This window comes from Stenotrophomonas sp. GD03654 (genome assembly GCF_029845105.1).
GTDB lineage: Bacteria > Pseudomonadota > Gammaproteobacteria > Xanthomonadales > Xanthomonadaceae > Stenotrophomonas > Stenotrophomonas africana.
This window is the reverse complement of sequence record NZ_JAOCLC010000004.1, coordinates 100,958-126,507: the sequence shown is the minus strand read 5'-3', so window position 1 is coordinate 126,507 and position 25,550 is coordinate 100,958. Positions and strand designations below refer to the sequence as shown.

Genomic DNA, 25,550 nt, shown 5'->3' with positions numbered 1-25,550 from the left:
CCCAGGTGGTAGCCCTGCAGCTGGTCACACCCCAGTTCGCTCAGGTACTCGCGCTGCGCCTGTGTCTCCACGCCTTCGGCCACCACCTGCAGCTGCAGGGTGCGGCCCAGGGCGATGATCGACGACACGATGGCTGCGTCCTCGTCATTGCATTCCAGATCGCGCACGAACGCGCGGTCGATCTTCAGTTCGGTGGCGGGCATGCGCTTGAGGTACAACAGGCTGGAATAGCCGGTGCCGAAATCATCGATGGCGATGTGCACGCCCATCGCGGTCAGGTCGTTGAGGATCGCCAGGCTGGCATCGACATCCTTCATCGCCGTGGTCTCGGTGATCTCCAGGGTCAGCCGCGCGGGTTCGATCCGGTGCCGCTGCAGCACCTCGCGCACACTGTCCAGCAGCGCCGGCGAGGCGAACTGCAACGGCGACAGGTTCACCGCCATCGACCATTCCGTATGCCCGGCCTGGTGCCATGCCCGCAGCTGCGCGCAAGCTTGGTCCAGTACCCAGTCACCGATCGGCAGGATCAGGCCGCTGCGCTCGGCGATGGGAATGAACACATCCGGCGCCAGCAGGCCCAGCTCCGGATGCTGCCAGCGCAGCAGCGCTTCGGCGCCGGTGGCCGGTGCGCCGGCGGCAGGGAACTTGGGCTGGTAGTGCAGGATCAGTTCGTTGCGGGCGATGGCCTTGCGCAGGTCCTGCAGCAGGCGCAGCTGGCGGTTGGCGCTGAGCTGCATCGAGGGGGTGAAGAAGGTATAGCCGTTCCGCCCGGTTTCCTTGGTGTGGTACATCGCCGCGTCGGCGTGTGCCATCAGCTCGCGTTCGTTGCTGGCATCGTCCGGGTACAGGGCGATGCCGAGGCTGGCACTGACCTGCAGTTCGGCCGCATCCAGCGTGAACGGTTCGCCGGCGGCGGCGATGATGCGCTCGGCCACCACCACCGCATCGTCGGGAATATCGATGGCCAGCACGATCACGAACTCGTCGCCGCCGAGTCGGGCAAACGTATCCTGCGGCCGAAGCAGCCCGCCGATGCGCTGCGCCACCGCCACCAGCAGGCGGTCGCCGAGCTGGTGGCCATAGGCATCATTGACCGCCTTGAAACCATCCAGGTCGCAGAACATCACCGCCACCGCATGGTTGCGGCGCCGCGCCTTCTCGATGGCCTGCTCGATGCGGTCCTGCAGCAGCATGCGGTTGGGAAGCTGGGTCAACGGGTCGTGCAGGGCGGCCTGGATCAGCTTGTCGTTGGCGTGCGCCAGCGAATCGGCCAGCAGCCCGGTGCGCACGCGCATCTGCCGGTCGAACAGCGAGGCCACCAGGGCGATGCCCAGCGTGGCCACGGTGGTGACGATCACCAGTACCGCCAGCCAGCGCGTGTCGATGCCGCCACTGCCGACGGCACCACAGATGCTGCCTTCGGGGAAGCGCGCGGCGGCCATGCCGGTGTAATGCATGCCGACGATGGCCAGGCCCATCACCAGCGACGCGAGCGCGCGCAGGAGCAGGGTGTGGCGGTGCTCGGCGCGCAGGCGGAAGGCGATCCACAGCGCGGCGCCGGCGGCACCGATGGCTACCGCGATGGAGGCGGCAAACCAGCCCGGGTGGTAGTCGATGCCCGGCTGCATGCGCATCGCCGCCATGCCGAGGTAGTGCATGGTGGCGATGCCCAGGCCCATCAGCACGGCACCGGCCAGCAGCCGGCGCCAGGGCAGGCTGGGACGCGACACCAGCCACAGCGCATAGGCCGAGGCGCCGATCGAGACCGCCAGCGAGTACAGGGTGATGCCGAGGTCGTAGCCCACCGGAATCGGCAGGTCGAAGGCCAGCATGCCGATGAAATGCATCGACCAGATGCCCAGGCCCATCGCCGCCGCGCCGCCGGCCAGCCACCAGCGGGCCACGCGGCCCTCGGCCGTGGCCAGGCGGCCGGCCATGTCCAGCGCCGTATACGAAGCAAGAATGGCCACCAGCAGGGAGATGGCGACCAGGCTCTGACTGTAACTGCCAGTCATGTTGAATCCAGAGGGAGAGGGAGGGGCGCCCGCAAGGCGCACGCCCGCGACCCCTATCGGCGCGGGCGGGCAGGACTTGAGCGGTCGCAGCACCTGCGACCCGGCTCGGCTATCCTGCCACGCCTGTTCCCGTTGCTGGAAATCATCCAATGGCAAAAGCCCGCACCGCCTACGTCTGCAATGAATGCGGCGCCGAATTCAGCAAGTGGCAGGGCCAATGCACCGAGTGCAACGCCTGGAACTCGCTGTCGGAAATCGTGCTGGAAAGTGCCGCGGCGGCCAAGGCGCCGGCGTCGCGCCGGGCCGGCTGGGCCGGCAAGATCGACCCGCCGAAGATCACCGCCCTCAAGGATGTGGAGCAGACCGAGCATCGTCGGGTCTCGACCGGCATCGGCGAGTTCGACCGCGTGCTGGGCGGTGGCCTGGTCGAGGGCGCGGTGGTGCTGGTCGGCGGCGACCCCGGCATCGGCAAGTCGACCCTGCTGCTGCAGGCAGTGGCGAAGATGGCGGCCGAACTGCCGGTGCTTTACGTCACCGGCGAGGAGTCGCTGGCCCAGGTGGCCGGCCGCGCGCATCGCCTGGAGCTGCCGCTGGATGGCGTCAATGCACTGGCCGAGACCGGGGTCGAGTCGATCCTGCAGCATGCGTCCAAGGCCGGCCCGCGGCTGATCGTGGCCGACTCGGTGCAGACCCTGTGGACCGAGAGCCTGACCGCCGCGCCGGGTTCGGTCAGCCAGGTGCGCGAGAGTGCGGCGCGGCTGGTGCGTTTCGCCAAGGAGACCGGCACCGCCGTGTTCCTGGTCGGTCACGTGACCAAGGAGGGCGGCATCGCCGGCCCGCGCGTGCTGGAGCACATGGTCGATGCGGTGCTGTATTTCGAAGGCGAGAGCGGTAGCCGCTTCCGTCTGCTGCGCGCCTTCAAGAACCGCTTCGGTGCGGTCAACGAACTGGGTGTGTTCGCGATGGGCGACAAGGGCCTGAAGGAGGTCTCCAACCCCTCGGCGATCTTCCTGTCCGGCGGCAGCACCCATCAGCCGGGAAGCTGCGTGATGGTCACCCGCGAGGGCACGCGGCCGCTGCTGGTGGAGGTACAGGCACTGGTCGATGCGTCGCCGCTGTCGAACCCGCGCCGTGTCGCGGTCGGCCTGGAACAGAACCGCTTGGCCATGCTGCTGGCGGTGCTGCATCGCCACGGCGGCGTACTGGTCGGCGACCAGGACGTGTTCGTCAACGTGGTCGGTGGCATCCGCGTGCAGGAAACCGCAGCCGATCTGCCGGTGCTGCTGGCGGTATTGTCCTCGCTGCAGGACCGACCGCTGGCGGAGAAGACCATCGCCTTCGGCGAAGTCGGTCTGTCCGGCGAGATCCGCCCGGTGCCCAATGGCGAAGACCGCCTGCGCGAGGCCGCCACCCACGGCTTCAAGCGCGCCATCGTGCCCAAGGCCAATGCGCCCAAGGGCGGTTCGGTGAAGGGTATGGAAGTGATCGCGGTGGAGCGGCTGTCCGAGGCCATCGACGCGGCGTGATGCCGGCCCTGTAGAGCCGAGCCCACGCCCGGCTGCCTTTTGTAGAGTCGAGCCATGCACGACGGGTGGTCGAACAGCAGTCGTGCATGGCTCGACTCTACAAAGAGCGAGGAGCAGCCGAGCAATTGGTTCGGGTCTACACATGTCCAATGCAGTAACGGTCAGCTTCACTGTGCTAGTTTTTCCCGCTCGACGAAGGCGCCCTCTGGCGTCTTTCCGTGCCCAGGAGTAAACGATTACATGCAGGACACCGCGCTCACCGCCCCCAACGCCGAAATCCGTCGCGCCGGGGTCGATCTCAATGGACTGATGACGGTGCTGGGCAAGCACCTGTATTCCACCCCCGTGGTGGCGCTGCGTGAGCTGGTGCAGAACGCGCACGACTCGATCATCCGCCGCCGCATCGAACAACCCGGCGTTGAAGTGCCTTCACGCATCTCGGTGCAGGTCGATGCCGGTGCCGGCGTGTTGCGCATCACCGACACCGGTGCTGGCCTGACCCGGCAGGAGATCCATGATTACCTGGCCACCGTCGGCGTCGGCTACACCCGTGGCCTGCGCCAGGGCGGCGAAGATGACGAAGGCCTGATCGGCATGTTTGGCCTCGGTTTCCTGTCGGCCTTCGTGCTGGCGCGCCGGGTCAGCGTGCGTACCACCTCGTACCAGACGCCGGATCTGGGCCATCTGTACGTGTCCAGCAACGCCGAACAGTACACCGTCAGTGAAATGCCGGCGCGCGCGGTCGGCACCGAGGTGGAGCTGGAACTGCATCCGGATTTCCTGCCGCTGGCCAACGAGGCGCGCCTGCACGAGGTACTGGGCCGGTACTGTGCGCTGCTGTCCGAGCCGATCTTCATCGGTGCCGCAGCCGAAGCGCTCAACCCCGAGCCGCCGCCGTGGCGCAGCCAAGGCGACGTCGCTTTGCATCCGGTGCAGGCGCGTCGCCAGGCGCTACAGTTCGCCGCGCGCTTCGAGCACGATTTCGAGCCGATCGTCACCGTGCCGTTGCGTGCCGATGGCAGCAGCGATGCGACCGGCCTGCTGTGGGTGCAGGATGGTGCCACCTACGGCACCAGCGACAATCGCAACCTGTCGGTGTTCGTGCGCGGCATGCTGCTGGATGACGACGCCCGCGACCTGCTGCCACCATGGGCCGGTTTCATTGGCGGGGTGATCGAATCCTCCCGGCTCACGCCTACCGCCAGCCGCGAAGACCTGCAGCGCGACGACCAGTACCGCGCCGTGCAGCATGCCTTGTTGGAGGCGCTGATCGACGGCCTGGCCGACGTCGCGCGGCAGCAGCCGGAAGCCTGGCGGCGGGTACTGACCCGCCACAACGAGGCCCTGCTGGGTGCAGCGCTATGCGATGACCGCCTGTTCGACCTGCTGCTGGAACACGTGCGCGTGCCGACCTCGCAGGGCGACCTGCCTGCCAGTGCGCTGCCCGCACGCGGTGCCGTGCACGTGATCCTCGACAACGGCGGCGGCTTCGAGGAAATGCTGTTCCGCGCGATGGGCGTGCCGGTCGCGCATGGCCATCGCTATGCAGTGGTGCCGTTCCTGCGTCGCTGGGCCCAGGCCAAGGGCCTGCGTCTGGTTGAACTCGGTACCGAACAGGGCAATCGCGCGCTGTTCCGCAGCGACGACAGCCTCGACGAGGCGCAGCTGGCATGGCTGGGCGAGCAGCTGGGTGACGGCGAACAGCTGCTGCCGGCACGCTTCAGCCCCGAGTCGCTGCCGGTGGTGGTGGTGCCCGACCGCGAGGCCGAGCTGAAGCAGCGCCTGGAAGACGATGAGAACGACAAGCGCGTTTCGATGGCTGCGCTGCGCCTGGCGCGGCAGTTCACCGCACGCATCGAATCACGTGCACCCTCGCGGCTGTACCTCAACCTCGACAACCCGGCGGTGCAGGCGCTGCTGCGCGCCCAACGCGAGGGCCATCCGCAGGCCGAAGCCGCCGCTCGTCTGCTGCGCTCGCTGAAGATCATCGTCGCCGCGCAGGGCCGTCCGCTGGCCCGCGCGACCGCCACGCCCGGCCCGGATCTCAACGGTGCCTTTACCGATATCGCCGGTGCCCTGCAGCAGATGCTGCGCTGAGCACCGCAATCTCTCATCCAGCCTTCGCTAGACAGGAGCACTTACCCCATGGACATCTGGAACTGGGTCGAAAAGCTGCAGGGTGACCTGCGCCAGGCCGGCCAAGCGCAGAACGCGCATCTGCTGAACCGCCTCGCTGACGAGGTGAGCGAATTGCGTGTCGACCGCGTCGACGCGCTGCTGCCCGAAGCGCGTGCGCTGGGCAAGGCGCTGGATAACCCGTGGGTCGACGTCTACGTCGGCCACTGGGCGCTGCGCAACCGCGTCGGCAACCGCGTCGAAGGCGAGAGCGCGCTGGGCGAAGCCGTGGCGCTGTTCGAGCGTGCGCATCGTGAGGACACGCTGGAGTGCCCGCAGTCGATCTGCGTGACCCAGGATCTGGCGGCCTGCTACGGCAACATCGATGGCCCGGGCTGGGTGCCCGAGCGCATCGAGGTCTGCGACGAAACGCTGGGTCGCATCGATCCGAGCTGGGCCTGCTTCCAGTGCCTGAGCTGCGAGAAGGCAGATGCCCTGCTTGACGATGGCCGCGGCCAGGACGCGCTGGACTACCTGCAGGTGCAGTCGGATGCGATCGAGGCCTGCGGCAAGGAAGTGTTCGACAGCTTCCCGGAGATGCAGATCAAGATCCTGCTGGGCATGGGCCGCGCCGAAGAAGCGCTGGTGCTGATCGAGAAGCGCGAGGCCGAAGTGGCCGCGTCGGGCGAGTACGAGCCGGCCAACTGTACGGTGCCGCGCCGCCTGTCCAAGGCGTGGGCGCTGGCCCAGCTGGGCCGCGACGAAGAGGCCGTGCAGCAGCTGGTGCCGTGGAGCGAGCTGACGCCTACCTACTGGCGGCTGTGGGCGAACACCGCCGCAGCGCTGTGCCGGCGCGATCCAACGCGCAATACCTGGGATCTGGGCACGCGCTTCAACACCATCATCGAACACTTTGCCGAGGTTGGTTCGCACCGCCTGCTGATTGAAGTCGCTGCGCTGAGCCTGGAGCTGGCCCTGCAGCGTGGCGCACGCTGGGTGGCGCTGCGCCAGCTGGAACTGGCGCGTACCCATCTGGCGCAGCTGCGCCAGGACCGTGGTGCGGCAGCGCTGGTGGCCGGCTTGGCCGCGCGCATCGATGCCTTGCCGGATGTCGCACCGCTGCCGGTGCCGGCGTCGGAACTGCTGGCCTGGCTGGACGCGCAGGGCGAGCAGAACCAGTCGCGCGATCCGGAGCGTGAGGCGCAGTGGCTGCTGCAGGCGCACGAACAGCGACCCGATGACGAGGCGCTGGCCGAGATGGCTGCCTCCGCCTTGAGCGCCTGTGGCGCACAGGCCGAAGCGCGCGCATTGCTGTGGCGTTTCGTGCGCGCGCATACGCAGGAAGACGGTCCTGCGGCCTACACGCTGATGCGCTGGCTGACCGAGCAGGGCGACGACGAGGGCCTGCGCCAGCTGGCCGGGGTCTACCGTGGCAGCGTGCCGGTATTCGCGCATTGGTGCGAAGTGCAGCGTGCCCGTCGCGTGTCCGATTGGCCGGCCCTGGAGCAGGCGGCCCGATCGCTTCTGGAGCTGTCTCCGGGCTCGCACGGCGCGCGTGGCACGCTGGCGCGCATGTACATGGAAACCGGCCGCTTCAGTGAAGCACAGGCCTGCTATGCGCAGCTGGTGGAGCTGCTGGAAGAACCGAATGCCGCGCATTGGGACCACATGAGTGCGGCCAGCGCGGCACGCGACTGGGATGCGGTGCGCCGCTCGGCGGCCGCGATCGGCATGGAGCTGTCCAGCCAGGAGGGCGTGGTCGAGGAACCCTGGGGCTGGGTGATCATCCGCAGCGAAGAGAACGGCGAGCCGATGGAATACTACGCACGCCGCAGTGGCCCGGTCACCGCACGCATCGTCGAAAACGCGCCGGCCAACCGTGCGCAGCAGGTGGGCGACTGGGTGGTGTTCGATGCTGCGTTGGTACATCCGGCGCCGGAAGAAGAGGAAGCGCGCGAGCATTTCATCCCGACCTATGCGCAGGTGCATGTACTGGAGCGCGGTGGCTTCGCCCGCAGTTGGCTGATCGACGGCGCGCACCCGGGCGAAGAGGCGTGGAATGCCTTCGTCGAAGCCGCCGAGGCGCAGGGCTGGAAGGTGTGGTCGCACAGCCGCCCGGACTACACGGTCACCGACCCAGACATGGAGGAGGGCACGCTGCCGGGCCTGCTGTTCACGGTTGCCCAGCCGCAGGACCATGCGCCGCTGGCGCTGCACCGCTTCCTGCAGCAGGAAACCGCGAAGTGGCCGCACCCGCACTGCTGGCTGCGGCTGGCCGAAGCCTGCGACCAGGATCGCCAGCCACATCTGGACGTGATCGAGCGTTACGGGTTGTAAGCTCCAGGCTCATGTAGAGCCGAGCCTGTGCTCGGCTCATGCGGATAATCAGCCGAGCATGGGCTCGGCTCTACAACGAATCATCATCACCAAGGAACGCGATATGCGCAGGACAGGGATGTTCGTGATCGCCGGGCTGCTGCTGGCCCCCATCGTGCAGGCCGCGCCGGCCTGCCAGGAGCCAGTGGCTGTAGCCCGTGCCTTCTACGAAGCGACGACCGGTAACGGTGATCTGCTGGAGCCGCCGGCCGCGCTGGTCAGCCCGGCCTTCGGCAAGGCACTGCGTGGCGAGCGCGCCTGCCAGCAGCGCGAAGAGGGCATCTGCACGATCGATTCCGATCCGTGGCTGGATGCGCAGGACGGCGACATCGAAGCCCCGGTGCGTTACAGCTGGAAAGAGGCTTCGGCCACCGCCGGCCAGGTCGAGATGCGCTATTCGGTATGGAAGAAGGCCTACGTGACCCGCCTGCCGATGGTGCGCCAGGGGCAGGGCTGCTGGCAGGTCGATGACATCCTCACCAACAGCGGCCGTTCGGTGCGGAAGATCCTGGCACAGCCTTGACGGTAGCGCCGGTGGGTGCCGACCGTTGGTCGGCACGCTTCTATCGCGTGTGCCCGAACACCAGTTCGATCACGAACTGGCTGCCGAAGAAGGCCAGCAGCAGCAACAGCATCGCCGCCAGCGTCCAGTGCACCGCCTTCATGCCGCGCCAGCCGTAGCGGCGGCGGCCGATCAGCAGCACGCCGAACACGATCCACGACAGCACGCTCAGCACCGTCTTGTGCACCAGCTTCTGTGCCAGCAGATCGTCGACGAACAGCACGCCGGTGACCAGGGTCAGGGTCAGCAGCGCGAAGCCGACGGTGATCACCCGGAACAGCAGTGATTCCAGGTCGGCCAGCGGCGGCAGCGCCCGCAGCCATGGGCGGAACTCACGGCGGCGCAGTGCGCGTTCCTGCAGCCACAGCATGATCGCCAGCAGTGCGGCGATGCTCAGCGTGGCGTAGGCCAGCAGGGCCAGCCAGGCGTGGCTGGCCAGGCGCCAGCCCAGCACCTTGCTCGGTTCGTGGCCGTAGCCGTGGTAGGCCAGCAGCAGCACCGCGGCCAGCGGGAACACCACCACGCCCAACGCCGACATCCGCCCGCGTGCGCCGACCAGCGAGGTCAACCAGGCCATGCCCAGGCCGACCAGCGACAGCGCGGCGAAGAAGTGCATGTCCGGCCCGCCGTTGGTGCGCATCGCCACCATCACGTGGTAGCCGCCATGCAGCAGCATCGCCGGCAGGGCCGGCCACAGCCAGGTGGGGGAGCCGGTGCTTTCATCGCGGCCGAGCGCGCGCACCAGCAGAGCACTGGCGGCCAGGTAGAGCAGGACGGCGATGAGAACGATTGTCATCGTTGCAGTTTCGCATACCCCTGCGGTGGTGGCGACGGCCCCGTGGTCGCAGTCCGGGGAGACAGCCGGACCCGTTATACTGTCGGCCTTATTGTCCCCCGCTTTCAGACAGGTTGCGCCGCATGTTCGAGTCCCTGACCCAGCGCCTTTCCGGCACCATCGAGCGCCTGCGTGGCCGCGGCCGCCTGACCGAGGAGAACATCCGCGAGGCGACCCGTGAGGTCCGCATCGCGCTGCTCGAAGCCGACGTTGCGCTGCCGGTGGTGCAGGCCCTGATCGAGCGCATCAAGGTGCGCGCGGTCGGCCAGGAAGTGCTGAAGTCGCTGACCCCGGGCCAGGCCCTGATCAAGGTCGTGCGCGACGAGCTGACCGCGGTGATGGGCGCCGAAGCCAGCGATCTGAACCTCAATGTGCCCGCTCCGGCCATCATCCTGATGGCGGGCCTGCAGGGCGCCGGCAAGACCACCACGGTGGGCAAGCTGGCCAAGCACCTGAAGGAAAAGCGCAAGAAGAAGGTGATGGTGGTCTCGGCCGACGTTTACCGTCCGGCTGCGATCGAGCAGCTGAAAACCCTGGCCGAGCAGGTCGGCGTGCTGTTCTTCCCGTCCAGCGCCGACCAGAAGCCGGAAGCCATCGTCCGCGCCGCCATCGACGATGCACGCAAGTCGTTCGTCGATGTGCTGCTGGTCGATACCGCCGGCCGCCTGGCCATCGACGAAGCGATGATGGCCGAGATCAAGGCCCTGCACGCGGCGGTGAACCCGGCCGAAACCCTGTTCGTGGTCGACGCCATGACTGGCCAGGACGCGGCCAATACCGCCAAGGCCTTCGGCGACGCCCTGCCGCTGACTGGCGTGGTGCTGACCAAGACCGACGGTGACGCCCGTGGTGGTGCCGCGCTGAGCGTGCGCTACATCACCGGCAAGCCGATCAAGTTCGTCGGTGTCAGCGAAAAGCCGGAAGGTCTGGACGTGTTCCACCCGGACCGTATCGCCAGCCGCATCCTCGACATGGGCGACGTGCTGTCGCTGGTCGAGCAGGTCGAGCAGCAGGTCGACAAGGACAAGGCTGCCAAGCTGGCCGAGAAGGTCGCCAAGGGCAAGAAGTTCGACCTCAACGACATGCGTGACCAGCTGGAGCAGATGCAGAACATGGGCGGCATCGGCGGCCTGATGGACAAGCTGCCGGGCCTGGGCAACATCCCCGATCATCTGAAGCAGCAGGTCAGCCAGGGCAAGGAAGTGCCGCGCATGATTGCCATCATCAACTCGATGACCAAGAAGGAACGGCGCAACCCGAACCTGCTCAACGGCTCGCGCCGCGCGCGCATTGCCAAGGGCTCGGGCGTGACTCCGGCTGACGTCAACAAGCTGATGAAGCAGTACATGCAGATGGAAAAGATGATGAGCAAGATGGCCGGCGGCGGCATGAAGGGCATGCTGCGCAGCATGAAGGGCATGATGGGTGCCATGGGCGGCCGTGGCATGCCGTTCCGTTGATGCGTTGATGCGTGGGCGCGCGCCGTGGTCGGCGCGGCCTGCGTAGCGTCGAGCTTGCTCGACTGCTGTTGGTGGTCCAGTCGAGCAAGCTCGACGCTACGTAGAGCGAGGTGCAGTCGAGCAAGCTCGACTCTACCCCCATCCTGCGCGCACCATGGGGGCCTGTCCGAAACGATGGGCCGTCATGCAGAGTTCCGCTGTATCTTCCCGCGTCGAGGCGTTCTGCCGGCGCTTTGGCGTTTCCGTTCCGATCCTGCTGGCACCGATGGCCGGCGCCTGTCCGGTGCCGTTGTCAGCGGCGCTGGCCAACGCCGGCAGTATGGGCGCGATGGGCGCGGTGCTGTCGTCTTCGGCCGATATCGGTCGCTGGATGGACGACTTCCGCGCGGCCTCCAGCGGTCCGGCGCAGGTGAACCTGTGGGTGCCGGATCCCGAACCGACCCGTGACGTTGCCGCCGAAGCGGCCAGTCGCGCCTTCCTCGCGCAGTGGGGCCCGGACGTGCCGGCCAGCGCCGCCGACGCCACGCCCGCCGACTTCGAAGAACAGTTCGCCGCGCTGCTGGCCGCGCGCCCGGCGGTCGCCTCGACCATCATGGGCGTGCTGTTGCCGCGCCACGTGCAGCAACTGAAGGACGCTGGCATCGCCTGGATCGCGTGCGCGACCACGTTGTCTGAAGCACGCGCCGCCCAGGATGCCGGTGCCGATGCCGTGGTGGCGCAGGGTGTGGAAGCGGGCGGCCATCGTGGTTCATTCGATCCGGCGATGGCCGAGCGCCAGCTGGTCGGCCTGTTCGCGCTGTTGCCACGCCTGGCCGACCACCTGCAGATTCCGGTGATTGCCGCCGGTGGCATCGCCGATGGCCGTGGCATCGTTGCCGCACTCACCCTGGGGGCCAGCGCTGTGCAGATCGGCACCGCCTTCCTGCGCACGCCGGAAGCGGCGATTGCATCGGCATGGGCCGATGGGCTGGCCGCCAGCGAACCCGAAGACACCTGGCCGACCCGTGCCTTCAGTGGTCGTCTGGGGCGTGGACTGGCCACGCCGTATGTGCGTGCCGCCGCCGCGGAGGGTGCCCCAGCGCCGCGTCCGTATCCGGTTCAGCGCGGGCTGACCGCGCCGATGCGCAAACAGGCCGTGCAGGAAAACCGCCTGGCGGCGATGCAGGCCTGGGCCGGGCAGTCGGCGTGGATGGCACCGGCGCAACCGGCCGCCGACGTGCTGCGAGACATGTGGAACCAGGCGCAGGCACTGCTGCGATGACGCTGACCTGCAACGGCCAACCGGCGCAGGTGGAGGATCTGCTGCCGGCGCTGGTCAACTATGGCCACTTCACCTCGCTGCAGGTGCGGGGCGGTGCCGTGCAGGGGCTGGAGCTGCATCTGGCGCGGCTGTCGCAGGCGACGCGTGAGCTGTTCGGCAGCGAACTGGATACGGCGCAGGTACGGGGCTGGATGGCGCAGGCGCTGCAGCAGGCCGGCCTCGCCGATGCCTCGCTGCGGGTGACGGTGTACTCGCGCCGCTTCGATTTCCGCAATCCGCTGGTTGCCGTGCCGGTGGACGCGTTGGTGGCGGTGTCCGCGCCGGTGACGCTGACCGCCCCCAAGCGTGTGCGCAGCGTGACCTGGCAGCGTGAACTGCCGCAGATCAAGCATGTGGGCACCTTCGGCCTGTTCGCCGAGCGTCGCGCGGCGATGGCGGAAGGATTCGACGATGTGCTGTTCGTGACCGCCGATGGCGACGTGAGTGAAGGCAGTACCTGGAACCTGGCCGTGCACGATGGTGAACGGCTGCTCTGGGCGCAGGCGCCGGCGCTGCGCGGGACCGCCGAAACGTTGCTGAAGCAGCATTGGCCCGGCGCACAGTTGACGCGGCCGTTGGCGCTGGCTGAACTGGGCAGTGTGAAGGCCGCTTTTGCCTGCAACGCCAGCGGCCTGTGGGCGCTGGAGGCGATCGACGGGCATGCCCTGCCGGATTCCCTGGCCCTGGCTGAACAGGGCAGGGCGGTGCTGGCGGCGGTGGCTTGGCAGGGACTGGGGGCAGATCCCTCTTGCGCGGTAAAAGGGATCTGACCCCAGGTGAGCCCTCGGGGTTGGCTCGGTCGTGCTCTGCCGCTATAATCGCCCGCTTACCTCGCCATCCTGGCGACTGGGCAATAGGAAAAACACCATGGTCAAGATTCGACTGACCCGCGGCGGCGCCAAGAAGCGTCCGTTCTACCACATCATCGTGACCGACGTGCGCAGCGCGCGCGACGGCCGCAACATCGAGCGCGTTGGCTTCTACAACCCGGTCGCCCAGGGCGCCGAGAAGCGCATCGAGCTGGACCTGGCCCGCGTTGACCATTGGGTCAAGAACGGCGCCCAGCCGACCGACAAGGTCCGCAACCTGATCAAGGAAGCGACCAAGTCCCAGGCCGCTGCGGCCTGATCCTGACGGGCCACGCTTCGGCGTGGCCCTCTTGGTTGAAGCAGATGAAAGATATCGAGCGCCGCATCCTGCTGGGCAGGGTTGTCGGCGCTTTTGGTGTGCGCGGCGAGATCAAGCTCGAGTCCTGGACCGAGCCACGTTCCGCCATTTTCCGTTACCAGCCGTGGATCGTGCGCAGCCCGTCCGGCGTGGAAACCACGATTGAAGGTGTGCGTGGCCGCGATAGCGGCAAGCACCTGGTCGCCCGTTTCCCCGGTGTCGAGGACCGTGATGCGGTCGAAGCGATGCGCGGCACCGAGATCTACGTGGCCCGCAGTGCCTTGCCGCCGCCGAAGCCCGATGAGTATTACTGGGTGGACCTGGAAGGCCTGGACGTGAAGACCACCGAGGGCGTTGCCCTGGGCCAGGTCTCGCACCTGTTCAGCACCGGCGCCAACGACGTGGTGGTGGTCCGTGGTGACCGCGAGCGGATGATTCCGTTCGTGCAGCCGGACTTCGTCAAATCGGTCGACTTCGAGGCCAACCTGATCGTGGTCGACTGGGATCCCGAGTTCTGAGTGTGAGCATGCGTTTCGACGTCATCACCCTGTTCCCCGAGTTCCTCGCCCAGTCCGCCGGACTGGGCGTGGTCGGGCGCGCGCAGGAGAAGGGGTTGTTCAGCCTGCATGGCTGGAATCCCCGTGATTACGCCGAAGGCAACTACCGCCGGGTAGACGACCGTCCGTTCGGTGGTGGCCCGGGCATGGTGATGCTGATCGAGCCGCTGCAGGCCTGCCTGCAGGCGATCCGCGATGCTGATCCGACCCCGGCGCGGGTGATCTACCTCAGCCCGCAGGGGGCGCCGTTGACCCAGGCCAAGGTGCGGGAGCTGGCGGCATTGCCGCGCATGGTCCTGCTCTGCGGCCGCTATGAGGGCATCGACGAGCGATTCCTGGAGGCCAATGTCGACGAGGAGATTTCCCTCGGCGACTACGTGCTGTCCGGTGGCGAGCTGGGCGCGGCGGTGATCATCGACGCCGTGGCTCGCCTGCAGGACGGGGCCCTGAATGACGCTGAATCAGCGGCCCAGGACAGCTTCGAGGGCGACCTCGGCCTGCTCGACTGCCCGCATTACAGCCAGCCGGCCCAGCACCCTCTGGGCGACGTGCCGGACGTGCTGCGCTCGGGCAACCATGCGGCCATCGCCGCCTGGCGCCGCCAGCAGTCGCTGGTCCGTACCGCCCAACGGCGCCCGGAGCTGCTGGATGAACAGGCGCTGGGCAAGGCTGACCGCAAACTGCTGGAACAGGGCCGCCAGGCCCGGAAACAGAAGGCCAGCCCCTAGCGCAGGGTCGGCTTTATCGGCTATCATGGCCAATTACCGCCAGCCCCGGCCGGCGCGCGCAGTACCCACAACAAACGTGCAGCACAGTCCGGTGACTGCATGAGCCTACGTTGTCGACACGACACGCCCACCCGAACAAGAATCGGTGTAACCCATGAGCAAGCTGAACAAGTCCATCGTCGCGGAATTCGAATCCGCCCAGATCACCCGTGAACTGCCGAAGTTCAGCCAGGGCGACACCGTTGTCGTCAACGTGAAGGTGAAGGAAGGCAGCCGCGAACGCGTGCAGGCCTACGAAGGCGTTGTCATCGCCACCAAGAACGCCGGCCTGAACTCCTCGTTCACCGTCCGCAAGATCTCGCACGGCTACGGCGTCGAGCGCGTTTTCCAGACCCACAGCGCCATCATCGACTCGGTCGAAGTGAAGCGTCGTGGTAAGGTCCGCGCCGGCAAGCTGTACTACCTGCGCGGCCTGGAAGGCAAGGCTGCCCGCATCAAGGAAGACCTGGCTGCCGCTGCTGCCGCCAAGGCTGCCCGTCTGGCCGACAAGGCCTGATAAACAACTTCGGTTGTTGCCGCGACGGCCACCTTCGGGTGGCCGTTTGCGTTTCCGGCATCGCATCGGCCACGATCAGGTGATGAACGACATCAACCCGCGCTATCCCGCCGTGATCCAGTCGGCGTTGCGCTTCCTCGACGGCAAGGGGCTGGCGCGTGTGCAGTCGGCACCGTTACTGCACCGCCTGCTCTGGCGCATGGGCATCGCACTGCCGCCGCCGATCCTGGCCGGCTTCAGCACCAACGCGCTGGTGCAGGGCCTGCTGTTCGGGCTGTTCTGGACCGCGCTGATGTGGCTGATGCTGTGGCAGGGCAGCGAGCGCCCGCTGGCGCTGTTGCTGGTCGCCGGGCTGTTGGCTGGTGCGCTGTTCGGCGTGGTGATGGCGGCCCTGATGCGCTCGCTGCGCCGCCACTGCAAGCTGCCGGACTGGCGACAGTTCCGCGCGCGGCAGGCGGACTGAGCTGATGGCGCACCGCGCCGTGACCAGCAGGCGCGCGTCGCGCTAGGCTGCCGGCATCATCCCGATGGACGTGCCGTGCGATGCCCGCCAAGCGATCCGCACCCTCCGCCGCCCCAACACTGCTGTCCGGCGGCAACCCGCAGATCGCCAAGGGCGAGGGCAATGCCCCGGTGCAGGCCTACATTGCCGCCATGCCGGACTGGAAACGTCCGATCGGCGAACAGCTGGATGCGCTGATCGAACAGGCCGTACCCGGCGTGCACAAGGCGGTGAAGTGGAACTCGCCGATGTACTCGGTGGCCAGGGGCGAAGGCTGGTTCCTCAGCTTCCATTGCTTCACCCGCTACATAAAGGTCGCGTTCTTCCGCGGCGCCGCGCTGAGGCCGGTGCCGCCGGAGCCGTCCAAAAGTGCCGATACGCGTTACCTGCACATTGAGCAGGATGGCGTGCGGGATGAGGCACAGTTCCTCGACTGGGTGCGCCAGGCGGCCGCATTGCCTGGAGAACGCATGTAAGTCCACCGTTACGATCTCCTTGCCGACGAGAACCGCTGATGACCACGTACGCGCCGAACCCTGACGACGCCGGAACCACGGCGGCTGAACTGATCGATGCGCGCATCGCCGAGCTGGGCGACTGGCGCGGCGAAACGCTGGCCCGCGTGCGTGCATTGATCCATGAGGCGTTGCCTGACGTGCAGGAAACCTGGAAGTGGCGTGGCACGCCGGTGTGGGAGCACAACGGCATCCTGTGCACCGGCGAGACCTACAAGCAGGCGGTGAAGCTCACCTTCGCCAACGGTGCGGCGCTGGCCGATCCGAAGGGCCTGTTCAACGCCAGCCTGGATGGCAACACGCGGCGTGCGATCGACATCCATGAAGGTGCGATGCCCAATGCCGCGGCGTTGAAGGCGTTGTTGCGGGAAGCCGCGAAGTTCAACGCCGCAAAGAAGAAACGCTGACCGCTTCCTGTAGAGCCGAGCCCACGCTCGGCTGGGGGGCTATGCCTGTGCGGGCCAACGGTTCGCACCCACCTCACCGCGGCGGAGTGGCATCCAGCGCGGCGTCCGGATCGGCCACCGGCGACGGCGGACAAGCCGGAATCTCCGACGGCGTGGCCAGTTCCTCGGCGTGGGAGGGCTTGCCGATCATCTTCGCCTTGCGCCAGCCACCCCAGCGGTAATACGCCAGCGACAGCAGCATCGACACGAACGAGCTGACCGGGAAGCTCCACCAGATCGCATCGGCGCCCCAGTACGGCTGCAGCAGTTCGGCGAACGGCACGCGCACGCCCCACAGCGAACCGGCCAGGATCAGCAGCGGCGGAATCACCGCGCCAGTGGAGCGCACCACGCCGGAGATGACGAAGCTGACACCGAAGAACAGGAACGAGCCGATCACCACGTGATTGAGGTGGCGGGCGATGTCCAGCGCCTGGCTGGCCGGAGGCAGGAACAGCGCCAGCAGCTGCCGGTCGAACACCACCAGCGGCAGGATCAGTGCGCCGGTCAGCAGGAAGTTGAACAGCACGCCCTGGCGCGCAGTGCCGCGTACACGGTCCCAGCGCTGCGCACCGACGTTCTGTGCGGCCATCGACGAGCACGCTGCACCGATCGCCATCGCCGGCATCTGCAGGTAGTTCCACAGCTGCAGCGCGGCGCCATAACCGGCGCCGGTATCGGTGCCGTACTGGTTGACCATGGTCATCAGCAGGATCACCGACAGCGAGATCAACACCATCTGCAGGCCCATCGGCACGCCCTTGAGCACCAGTGCCTTGAGGATGGTCAGGTCGAGCTTGAACAGGCGCATGTCGGCGCGGCCCAGCCACAGCGTGTGGCGTTTGTGCCGCATGTACAGCAGCAGGCCGGCCAGCGAGAGCGTCTGCGCGACCAGGGTGGCCCAGGCCGAACCGGCAATGCCGAGCGCGGGGAACGGCCCCATGCCGAAGATCAGCACCGGGTTCAGCACGATGTCCAGCGCCACCGAGACCATCAGGAAGCGGAACGGCGTGCGCGAATCGCCGGCACCACGCAGCGCGGCGGTGAGGAAGGCGAACGCATACAGCGTCGGCATCGCCAGGAAGATGATCCGCAGGTAGGCCTCGGCCAGCGGCAGCGAGGCAGCTGGCGTACCCATTGCCGCCAGCAAGGGGTGCGCCATGAACCAACCGGCAATGGCGATGATCACCGACAGGCCGATGAAGAAGGTGGCGCTGGTGCCGACTACGCGCCGCGCCTGCGCGATGTCGCGCGCGCCGATCGCCTGGCCGATCAGGATGGTCGAGGCCATGCCGAAGCCGAACACCGAGCCAATCAGGAAGAACATGATGTTGTTGGCGTTCGCGGTGGCGGTCAGCGCCGCCTCGCCGAGGAAGCGCCCGACCCAGACCGCATTCACCGATCCGTTCAGCGACTGCGCGATGTTGCCCGCCAGGATCGGCAGGGAAAACAACAGGAGATTGCGGCCGATCGGGCCGGAGGTCAGGTCAAGCGGCGCTTTGGCCATGGAGTGGTGATCGAATCCCGGGAGGCGCACACTAGCACCAAGCCGGTTTGCGGGATGTGGCAATGCATCAACGACTGCAGGTGACGCGGGCTCTGGCGCTGGCCTTGATCGGCGCCGCACTGGCCGCATGTTCGACAGGTGACCGGCTGGGCGATACCCAGGTGCGGCCGACCGACCGCCCCGAGTGCCTGGTCGGCAGCCAGCGCCAGGATCTGTCCGCGGGTGTGCCGACGCTGATCGGCGGCACCGGCTGCCGGACCGACCCCGACCATCCGCGCCCTCTGAACAAGCCACCGGAGTAGTCCAGATCGATGCATGAACTTTCCCCGCTGTCGCCCAGTGTCCGCCTGGACATCTGGCTGTGGGCGGCCCGCTTCTTCAAGACCCGCAGCCTAGCCAAGCAGGCCATCGAAACCGGCAAGGTCAGCGTCGCCGGCCAGCGTCCGAAATCCTCGCGCGCGGTGCGCGTGGGCGAGCAGCTGCAGGTGGATCGTGGCGAGGAGCATTTCGAGATCCAGGTGCTGGGCCTGAGCGACCAGCGCGGACCGGCCCCGGCGGCGCAGCAGCTGTATGCCGAGAGCGAGGCCTCGAAGGCGCGTCGTGCCGAGCAGCGTGCGCTGCGCATCGCCGCACGCGACGGGTTCCAGCCGCCGGAGCACAAGCCTGACAAGCGCGCACGTCGGTTGATCCGCGCGCTGGGTGACCTGGACGCGCTTTGACGGTAGTTGCCCACCTTGGTGGGCGTTGTGCCTGGCTGCCAAGCAAGGTTGGTATCTACCGGTTCATGGCCGCGCGGCGTGCGCTGTGCCGCGCGCGCTCAGCTACCGTTCGGCTTGCGCCCCGCAGGTTGGATCTTCCTTCTCATGGAAGATCGCAATGCGCCTGCGCCGCAGCCTGCTGTGCCTGACCCTCGCCACTGCCGTCCCGGCGTCCGCCGCCGACATCACCTTCTGGGATATGCCGCAGCGCGGTGGCAACAGCTTCAACGAAGCACCACCTGACCGTGCCTATTTCCAGGCGTTGCGTGACACCGGCGCGACCTGGGTACGGCTGAGCCCGGACAAGTGGAAAAGTGCCGGCGGCCGCGATTTCCTGATGGGCGACGCCGACGATTACCAAGGGCTGGTGCAGGCCGATGTGGGGACCCTGCGCCGCGCGCTGGATGACGCTAATGCCGCGGGCCTGAAGGTGGTGCTGGTGCCGCTGTCGCTGCCCCTGCTGCGCTGGAAGCAGAAGAATGATGGCAAGGTCGACCCGCGCCTGTGGCAATCCTTCGACAACCACGTTCCCGCGCGGCGCTTCTGGAACGACCTCGCCACGGCATTGAAGGGTCATCCCGCGCTGGCCGCCTACAACCTGATCAACGAACCGGTTCCCGAATACGGTGCTGGCCTGGCCGAGCATGCTTCGGCAGAGGCCATGCGCCAGTGGTACACCGGTGTGCAGGACGGGCCGCGCGATCTGCGTCGTTTCTATTCGGAACTGATCGCCAGCATCCGCGCGGTCGATGCGGACATGCCGTTGATGCTGGATGCCGGCTGGTACGCCGCTGCCGACGGTTTCAACTACTGGCCGGCGCCGCTGGCAGACCCGAAACTCCTGTACAGCGTGCACATGTATGAGCCGTATGCCGCCACCAGCGCGCCAAACCAGAAGCGCACCACGCCGTATCTCTACCCGGGCGTGGTGCCGTTTGGCGAGCACAGCGAACGCTGGGATGCCACGCGTGTGCGCAGTTACCTGCAGCAGCCGATGGACTGGGCGAAGACGCATGGCGTGGGGGCCAACCGCATTGTGGTGGGCGAGTTCGGTTGCATGCGGCGCTGGCCCGACTGCCAGCGCTACCTGCAGGATGTGCTGCAGGTGCTGGAGCAGGAGAAGGTGCATTGGGCGTTCTACGCCTTCCGCGAGGATGGCTGGGATGGCATGGACTACGAGCTGGGCCACGGGCCGCTGCCGTGGTCGTACTGGCAGGCGCAGGAGAAGGGGAAGACCGTGGCACCGCCGCGTTCGATGAAGGCACCGGTGTTCGCGCCGATCCTGGAGCGGCTGAAGGCAGGCAACCGGTAAGACGCCGGGCATGGCCCGGCGCTACCCATTGAAATTCCGATCATGCGCTCGGCGGATACCAATCAACGCGACGCCCCGATAGCGCCGAGCCATACCCGGCGACATCTTCGGTCAGCGCTTGCCACCGAGCAGGTTGCCGCCCAGCTTCAGCAGGTCGCCCACACCCAGCTGGCCATCGCCGTCCTGGTCCAGCAGGCTGCCAAGCAGACCACCGGCGAGACCGCCCTGCTGCTGCACCTGCTGCTTCTCCTGGCCCAGCGCCTGGCTGAGCGAGCCGGCATCGGCCTGGCCACCGCCGAGGCGCTGGGCGAGGAAGGCCATCACGATCGGGGCGAGGATCTGCAGCAGCTGGCTGGTGCGGCCGCTGTCGAGCTGGGTGGCCTGGGCCAGGCCGGTTTCCACCTTCTGCTGGCTGCCGCCGAAGATGTGGCCGAGGATGCCGGCACCGTCGCTTGCGGCACCACCGCCACCGCCGCCCAGCACCGAACCGAGCACGCTGCCCAGGTCCAGCCCACTGTGGTTGTTCTGCAGTGCGCCGAGCAGCGCCTGGGCGCCCTGTGGCTGCGAGGCGTTGTTGCCCAGCGCGCCCATCAGCACCGGCAGCGCGGCACTGATCGCACCGGAGGCCTGGGTGTCGCTGATGCCGAGCTGCTGCGACACCTGCTGCAGCGGCGCGCCCTGCAGTTTGGAGAGAAGTTCATCGGTCAGGCTCATCAGGGGGCTCCTTGATTGGGTTTGGGCGTGCAGACGATACGACGCGGACCGTTAAAACGGCGACGCCGCCTCACGGGGAGGCGGCGTGCTGTTCACGGGCCAGGGCGATCAGAGCTCGATGTCTTCGGCGCCCGGGGTCGCGGTGGGGAAGTCCGCTTCCGGCTGCGCCGGCTTGAACGGATCCGACGGCTGGCTGGCCAGCGCCTTCAGCGCCGCGGCAACACCAGCGCCATAGGCCGGGTCGGCCTTGCTGCAGTTGTCGATGTGGCGCTGCTTGATGAAGTCCGGCGCATCGCCCAGGGCGCGGGCAGTGTTGGCGAACAGGCGGTCCTTCTGTGCCTGGTTGTAGCTGCGGAACAGGGCCCCGGGCTGGCTGAAGTAGTCGGCGTCGTCCTCACGGAAATTCCAGAAGTCGGCGTCACCGCGGATCTTCATCGGCGGCTCGCGGTACTGCGGCTGTTCCTGCCACTGGCCGTAGCTGTTCGGCTCGTAGTGCGGCAGGCCGCCGTAGTTGCCGTCCACGCGCATCGCACCGTCGCGGTGGTTGCTGTGCACCGGGCAGCGTGCGGCGTTCACCGGAATCTGGTGGTGGTTCACGCCCAGGCGGTAACGCTGCGCATCGGAATAGGCGAACAGGCGCGCCTGCAGCATCTTGTCCGGCGACGGGCCGATGCCCGGCACCAGGTTGCTCGGTGCGAATGCCGACTGCTCCACGTCCTGGTACCAGTTGACCGGGTTGCGGTTCAGTTCGAACTGGCCCACTTCGATCAGCGGGTAGTCGCTCTTCGGCCACACCTTGGTCAGGTCGAAGGGATGCACGCGATAGGTTTCCGCCTCCAGCTCCGGCATGACCTGGATGAACAGCTTCCACTTCGGGAAATCGCCCTTCTCGATCGCGGCGAACAGGTCGCGGCCGTGGCTTTCGCGGTCATGGCCGACCAGGATCTGCGCCTGCGCGTCGGTCAGCGATTCGATGCCCTGCTGGCTGACGAAGTGGAACTTCACCCAGAAGCGTTCGCTGTCAGCATTGGTGAAGCTGTAGGTGTGCGAGCCGAAACCGTGCATGTGGCGGAAGCTGCGCGGGATGCCGCTGTCGCTCATCACCACGGTCACCTGCAGCAGGGCTTCGGGCAGCAGCGTCCAGAAATCCCAGTTGTTGCGCGCGCTGCGCAGGTTGGTGTGCGGGTCGCGCTTCACGGCCTTGTTGAGGTCGGCGAACTTGCGCGGGTCGCGCAGGAAGAACACAGGGGTATTGTTGCCGACCAGGTCCCAGTTGCCTTCTTCGGTGTAGAACTTCAGCGCGAAGCCGCGGATGTCGCGCTCGGCGTCGGCGGCGCCACGCTCACCGGCCACGGTGGTGAAGCGGGCGAACATCTCGGTCTGCTTGCCGACCTTCTCGAACAGCTTGGCGCGGGTGTACTTGCTGATGTCGTGGGTGACGGTGAAGGTACCGAACGCGCCCGAGCCCTTGGCGTGCATGCGGCGCTCGGGAATGATCTCGCGGTTGAGGTTGGCCAGCTTTTCCAGCAGCCACACGTCTTCCATCAGCAGCGGGCCGCGCGGGCCGGCGGTCTTGCTGTTCTGGTTGTCCACCACCGGCGCGCCGAAGGCCGTGGTCATCGGGGTGACCGGGTCATCGCCCTGCTTCTGCTTCGGCGTGGTGCTCAGCTCGCGCTGCTGCTGGGCGCCTTCCGCAGGCGACGGCGCGGTGTGATACGGGCATTTGGGGCTGTTGTTATCGGACTGGCTCATGGCTGGCTCCTGCGGGTGAAGACGGGGTGGAACATCTTCACTCGACTTTAGCTAGCGCCAGATGAAATGAATAATCGAATGATTCGTTCAGGTTGATAGATTCTGTCAATTGAAACTCAGAATCAGATTTGCGAAATCTTTCGATGGGCCTCCTGCGAGGCAGGAGGCCAAGCGCGTGCGCTGCGGCTACAGCAGCGCTTTCAAGCGATACAACGCTTCCAGCGCCTGCTTCGGGGTCAGTTCGTCCGGATCGATGGCGGCCAGTGCTTCCTGTGCCTTGTTCGACGGCGCCGCGAACAGGCCGAACTGCTGCGGTGCATCCAATGCCTGGGGTGCCAGCTCGGCGGCATGGCTTTCACCACCGCGCTGTTCCAGCTCGGCCAGGCGACGGCGTGCCTGCGCGACGGTGGCGCGCGGCAGGCCGGCCAGTGCCGCCACCTGCAGGCCGAAGCTGCGGTTTGCCGGGCCATCCTTCACCGCGTGCATGAACACCAGCGCCTCACCGTGCTCGACGGCATCCAGGTGCACGTTGGCGATGCCGCTACGGCCGCCTTCGTGCTGCTCGTCGGCCAGCGCGGTCAGCTCGAAGTAGTGGGTGGCGAACAGCGTGTAGCAGCGGTTCTGGTAGGCCAAGTGGCGGGCCACGGCGTCGGCCAGCGCCAGGCCATCGTAAGTGGACGTGCCACGGCCGATCTCATCCATCAGCACCAGCGAATGGGCGGTGGCGTGATGCAGGATGTAGCTGGTCTCGGCCATTTCGACCATGAAGGTCGACTGCCCGCGCGCCAGGTCGTCGCCTGCGCCGATGCGGGTGAGGATGCGGTCGATCGGGCCGATCAGCGCACGGCTGGCCGGCACGAAGCTGCCGATGTGGGCCAGCAGCACGATCAGCGCGTTCTGCCGCATGTAGGTCGATTTACCGCCCATGTTCGGGCCGGTGATGACCAGCATGCGACGTTCCGGATGCAGGTCCAGATCATTGGGTTCGAACGGCTGCTCGCGTACCGCCTCGACCACCGGGTGGCGGCCACGCTCGATCTTCAGGCACGGCTCGGCCTGCAGTTCCGGGCGCGCCCAGTCCAGCGCCTGTGCGCGTTCGGCGAAGGCCGCCAGCACGTCCAGTTCGCTCAATGCAGCGGCACACTGCTTCAGCGGTTCCAGCTGCCCGCCAAGGGTGTCCAGCAGCTGTTCGTACAGGTACTTCTCGCGCGACAGCGAACGGTCGCGTGCGGACAGTACCTTGTCCTCGAAGGCCTTCAGTTCTTCGGTGATGTAGCGCTCGGCGTTTGTCAGCGTCTGGCGGCGGGTGTAATGCACCGGCGCGCGATCGGACTGGCCCTTGCTGATCTCGATGTAGTAACCGTGCACGCGGTTGTAGCCCACCTTCAGGGTGGGAATGCCGCTGCTCTCGCGCTCGCGCTGTTCCAGGTCGACCAGGAACTGGTCGGCATGGGTGGACAGGCGGCGCAGTTCGTCCAGCTCTTCATCGAAGCCATCGGCCAGCACGCCGCCGTCGCTGAGCTTCAGCGGTGGCATTTCGGCGATGGCGCTGGCCAGCAGCTGCGCGCACTCATCGTGTTCGCCCAGTGCGGCATGCAGGGCCTGCAGGCGCGGCGAATCCAGCGGCGCCAGCACCTCGCGCACCGCCGGCAGCAGGCCCAGGCCATCGCGCAGGGTGGAGAAGTCGCGCGGGCGCGCCGAGCGCAGCGCCACGCGGGTGAGGATGCGTTCCAGGTCGCCGAGGCGGCGGAACTGCTCGCGGATGTCGGCGTCACTGCCGCGATCGATCAGGGTTTCCACCGCATGGTGGCGCTGTACCAGCACCTCGCGCAGGCGCAGCGGGCGGTGCAGCCAGCGCCGCAGCAGGCGGCCGCCCATCGGCGTCACCGTGCTGTCGAGCACGCCCAGCAGCGTGTTGCGGGTATCGCCGTCGACGCGTGTATCCAGTTCCAGGTGGCGGCGGGTGGCGGCGTTCATCGCGATCGCCTCGCCGGCGGTTTCCATCGCGATCGAAGTCAGGTGCGGCAGCCGCTGCTTCTGGGTTTCCTCGACATAGCCGAGCAGGGCGCCAGCGGCTGCGGTGGCGCGCGGCTTGTCATCGATGCCGAAGCCGCTCAGGTCATGCAGCTTGAAGAAGTTCAGCAGCTGACGGCGGCCGCTGTCGGCGTCGAACAGCCACGGTGCGCGGCGACGTACGCCGGTACGCTGGCGCAGGAACTCCGGCCAGTTCTCTTCGTCGGGTACCAACAGCTCGGCCGGCTCCAGGCGGGCCAGCTCGGCTTCCAGCGCGTCGTCGGTCTCCACTTCGTTGACCAGGAAGCGGCCACCGGCCAGGTCGGCCCAGGCCAGGCCGTAGCCCTGCTTGCTGCGCGACAGCGCCATCAGCAGGGTGTCGCGGCGTTCGTCCAGCAGTGCCTCGTCGGTGACCGTGCCGGGGGTGACGATGCGCACCACCTTGCGTTCGACCAGGCCCTTGGCCAGCGCCGGGTCGCCGATCTGCTCGCAGATCGCCACCGATTCGCCCAACGCCACCAGCCGTGCCAGGTAGCCTTCGTAGGCATGCACCGGCACGCCGGCCATCGGAATCGGTGCACCGCCGGAGCTGCCACGCTGGGTCAGGGTGATGTCGAGCAGGCGCGCGGCCTTGCGCGCGTCGTCGTAGAACAGCTCGTAGAAATCGCCCATGCGGAAGAACAGCAGCAGGTCCGGATAATCGGACTTGGCTGCGAAGAACTGCTTCATGGCGGGTGTATGACCCGATAAGTCGTTGTTTTTCATGAATTATTGAAGCTAATCAGCACGTTAGACGAGTCGGCGCGGCGACAACTTGAGACACCAGAGGGCGTC

23 protein-coding genes are annotated in these 25,550 nt (G+C 67.2%); 17 read left to right on the top strand and 6 right to left on the bottom strand.

Going from position 1 to position 25,550, the window contains the following annotated elements:
* On the bottom strand, nt 1–2,015 hold a 2,015-nt coding region (locus N5J73_RS03205), incomplete at its 3' end, for a bifunctional diguanylate cyclase/phosphodiesterase (RefSeq protein ID WP_279940564.1).
* 149 nt (nt 2,016–2,164) lie between these two features.
* Between N5J73_RS03205 and radA the strand changes: the two genes are divergently transcribed.
* The 4 genes from radA (at nt 2,165) to N5J73_RS03185 (ending at nt 8,555) form a co-directional block, all read left to right on the top strand.
* Complete coding sequence (gene radA, locus N5J73_RS03200; protein ID WP_014646395.1) at nt 2,165–3,541, top strand: DNA repair protein RadA; 1,377 nt, start codon at nt 2,165–2,167, stop codon at nt 3,539–3,541.
* A 240-nt stretch (nt 3,542–3,781) separates the two neighbouring features.
* Nucleotides 3,782–5,638: an ATP-binding protein gene (locus tag N5J73_RS03195; protein WP_049447001.1), complete on the top strand. Its 1,857-nt coding sequence runs from the start codon at nt 3,782–3,784 to the stop codon at nt 5,636–5,638.
* A 48-nt stretch (nt 5,639–5,686) separates the two neighbouring features.
* Nucleotides 5,687–7,993: a tetratricopeptide repeat protein gene (locus tag N5J73_RS03190; RefSeq protein WP_049446999.1), complete on the top strand. Its 2,307-nt coding sequence runs from the start codon at nt 5,687–5,689 to the stop codon at nt 7,991–7,993.
* Between the two features lie 103 nt (nt 7,994–8,096).
* Nucleotides 8,097–8,555 carry a hypothetical protein gene (locus tag N5J73_RS03185; protein WP_049446997.1) on the top strand — a complete coding sequence of 153 codons (459 nt, stop codon included), beginning with the start codon at nt 8,097–8,099 and terminating at the stop codon, nt 8,553–8,555.
* Between the two features lie 40 nt (nt 8,556–8,595).
* Here the strand turns inward: N5J73_RS03185 and ccsA are convergent, their stop codons facing one another.
* A complete protein-coding gene (gene ccsA, locus N5J73_RS03180) occupies nt 8,596–9,390 on the bottom strand; it encodes a cytochrome c biogenesis protein CcsA (RefSeq protein WP_049446996.1) in 795 nt (264 codons plus the stop codon).
* 122 nt (nt 9,391–9,512) lie between these two features.
* On the opposite strand from ccsA, the gene ffh reads away from it, so the two are divergent.
* The 10 genes from ffh (at nt 9,513) to N5J73_RS03130 (ending at nt 16,621) form a co-directional block, all read left to right on the top strand.
* A complete protein-coding gene (gene ffh / locus N5J73_RS03175; RefSeq protein WP_010483267.1) occupies nt 9,513–10,889 on the top strand; it encodes a signal recognition particle protein in 1,377 nt (458 codons plus the stop codon).
* Nucleotides 10,890–11,073: 184 nt separating this feature from the next.
* On the top strand, nt 11,074–12,150 hold the full coding sequence (locus N5J73_RS03170; RefSeq protein WP_049446994.1) for a nitronate monooxygenase: 1,077 nt from the start codon (nt 11,074–11,076) through the stop codon (nt 12,148–12,150).
* On the top strand, nt 12,147–12,959 hold the full coding sequence (locus N5J73_RS03165; protein ID WP_049446992.1) for an aminotransferase class IV family protein: 813 nt from the start codon (nt 12,147–12,149) through the stop codon (nt 12,957–12,959). The genes N5J73_RS03170 and N5J73_RS03165 overlap by 4 nt, the downstream gene beginning before the upstream one ends.
* 97 nt (nt 12,960–13,056) lie before the next feature.
* Complete coding sequence (gene rpsP / locus N5J73_RS03160) at nt 13,057–13,317, top strand: 30S ribosomal protein S16 (RefSeq protein ID WP_005415733.1); 261 nt, start codon at nt 13,057–13,059, stop codon at nt 13,315–13,317.
* Between the two features lie 44 nt (nt 13,318–13,361).
* Entirely contained in the window at nt 13,362–13,874 is a 513-nt protein-coding gene (rimM, locus tag N5J73_RS03155) for a ribosome maturation factor RimM (protein ID WP_049446990.1), read from the top strand.
* An 8-nt stretch (nt 13,875–13,882) separates the two neighbouring features.
* Nucleotides 13,883–14,641: a tRNA (guanosine(37)-N1)-methyltransferase TrmD gene (trmD, locus tag N5J73_RS03150; protein ID WP_049446988.1), complete on the top strand. Its 759-nt coding sequence runs from the start codon at nt 13,883–13,885 to the stop codon at nt 14,639–14,641.
* Nucleotides 14,642–14,795: 154 nt separating this feature from the next.
* Nucleotides 14,796–15,197 (top strand): 50S ribosomal protein L19, encoded by a 402-nt coding sequence (rplS, locus tag N5J73_RS03145; protein WP_005415736.1) that lies wholly within the window; start codon nt 14,796–14,798, stop codon nt 15,195–15,197.
* Nucleotides 15,198–15,279: 82 nt separating this feature from the next.
* Nucleotides 15,280–15,660, top strand: coding sequence for a DUF6404 family protein (locus N5J73_RS03140; protein ID WP_164078501.1), 381 nt, complete (start codon nt 15,280–15,282; stop codon nt 15,658–15,660).
* Between the two features lie 80 nt (nt 15,661–15,740).
* Nucleotides 15,741–16,175 carry a DUF1801 domain-containing protein gene (locus tag N5J73_RS03135; RefSeq protein ID WP_049446984.1) on the top strand — a complete coding sequence of 145 codons (435 nt, stop codon included), beginning with the start codon at nt 15,741–15,743 and terminating at the stop codon, nt 16,173–16,175.
* Between the two features lie 38 nt (nt 16,176–16,213).
* On the top strand, nt 16,214–16,621 hold the full coding sequence (locus N5J73_RS03130; RefSeq protein WP_049446982.1) for a DUF1801 domain-containing protein: 408 nt from the start codon (nt 16,214–16,216) through the stop codon (nt 16,619–16,621).
* A 73-nt stretch (nt 16,622–16,694) separates the two neighbouring features.
* Here the strand turns inward: N5J73_RS03130 and N5J73_RS03125 are convergent, their stop codons facing one another.
* The gene (locus tag N5J73_RS03125) at nt 16,695–18,167 is read right to left on the bottom strand and encodes an MATE family efflux transporter (protein WP_049446980.1); all 1,473 of its coding nucleotides are present in this window, start codon (nt 18,165–18,167) and stop codon (nt 16,695–16,697) included.
* Between the two features lie 62 nt (nt 18,168–18,229).
* Between N5J73_RS03125 and N5J73_RS03120 the strand changes: the two genes are divergently transcribed.
* From N5J73_RS03120 to N5J73_RS03110, 3 genes are all read left to right on the top strand, one after another.
* Entirely contained in the window at nt 18,230–18,469 is a 240-nt protein-coding gene (locus N5J73_RS03120) for a hypothetical protein (protein ID WP_049446978.1), read from the top strand.
* Between the two features lie 9 nt (nt 18,470–18,478).
* On the top strand, nt 18,479–18,886 hold the full coding sequence (locus N5J73_RS03115; protein WP_049446976.1) for an RNA-binding S4 domain-containing protein: 408 nt from the start codon (nt 18,479–18,481) through the stop codon (nt 18,884–18,886).
* Between the two features lie 157 nt (nt 18,887–19,043).
* Nucleotides 19,044–20,237: a cellulase family glycosylhydrolase gene (locus N5J73_RS03110; RefSeq protein WP_049446975.1), complete on the top strand. Its 1,194-nt coding sequence runs from the start codon at nt 19,044–19,046 to the stop codon at nt 20,235–20,237.
* A gap of 111 nt (nt 20,238–20,348) precedes the next feature.
* On the opposite strand, the gene N5J73_RS03105 is transcribed toward N5J73_RS03110, so the two are convergent.
* The 3 genes from N5J73_RS03105 to mutS all read right to left on the bottom strand — a co-directional run bounded on the left by N5J73_RS03105 (nt 20,349) and on the right by mutS (nt 25,445).
* Nucleotides 20,349–20,951: a DUF937 domain-containing protein gene (locus N5J73_RS03105; RefSeq protein WP_049429956.1), complete on the bottom strand. Its 603-nt coding sequence runs from the start codon at nt 20,949–20,951 to the stop codon at nt 20,349–20,351.
* A 108-nt stretch (nt 20,952–21,059) separates the two neighbouring features.
* Complete coding sequence (locus tag N5J73_RS03100; RefSeq protein ID WP_192840566.1) at nt 21,060–22,571, bottom strand: catalase; 1,512 nt, start codon at nt 22,569–22,571, stop codon at nt 21,060–21,062.
* 318 nt (nt 22,572–22,889) lie between these two features.
* The gene (mutS, locus tag N5J73_RS03095) at nt 22,890–25,445 is read right to left on the bottom strand and encodes a DNA mismatch repair protein MutS (RefSeq protein WP_239684366.1); all 2,556 of its coding nucleotides are present in this window, start codon (nt 25,443–25,445) and stop codon (nt 22,890–22,892) included.
* Between the last annotated feature and the right edge of the window lie 105 nt (nt 25,446–25,550).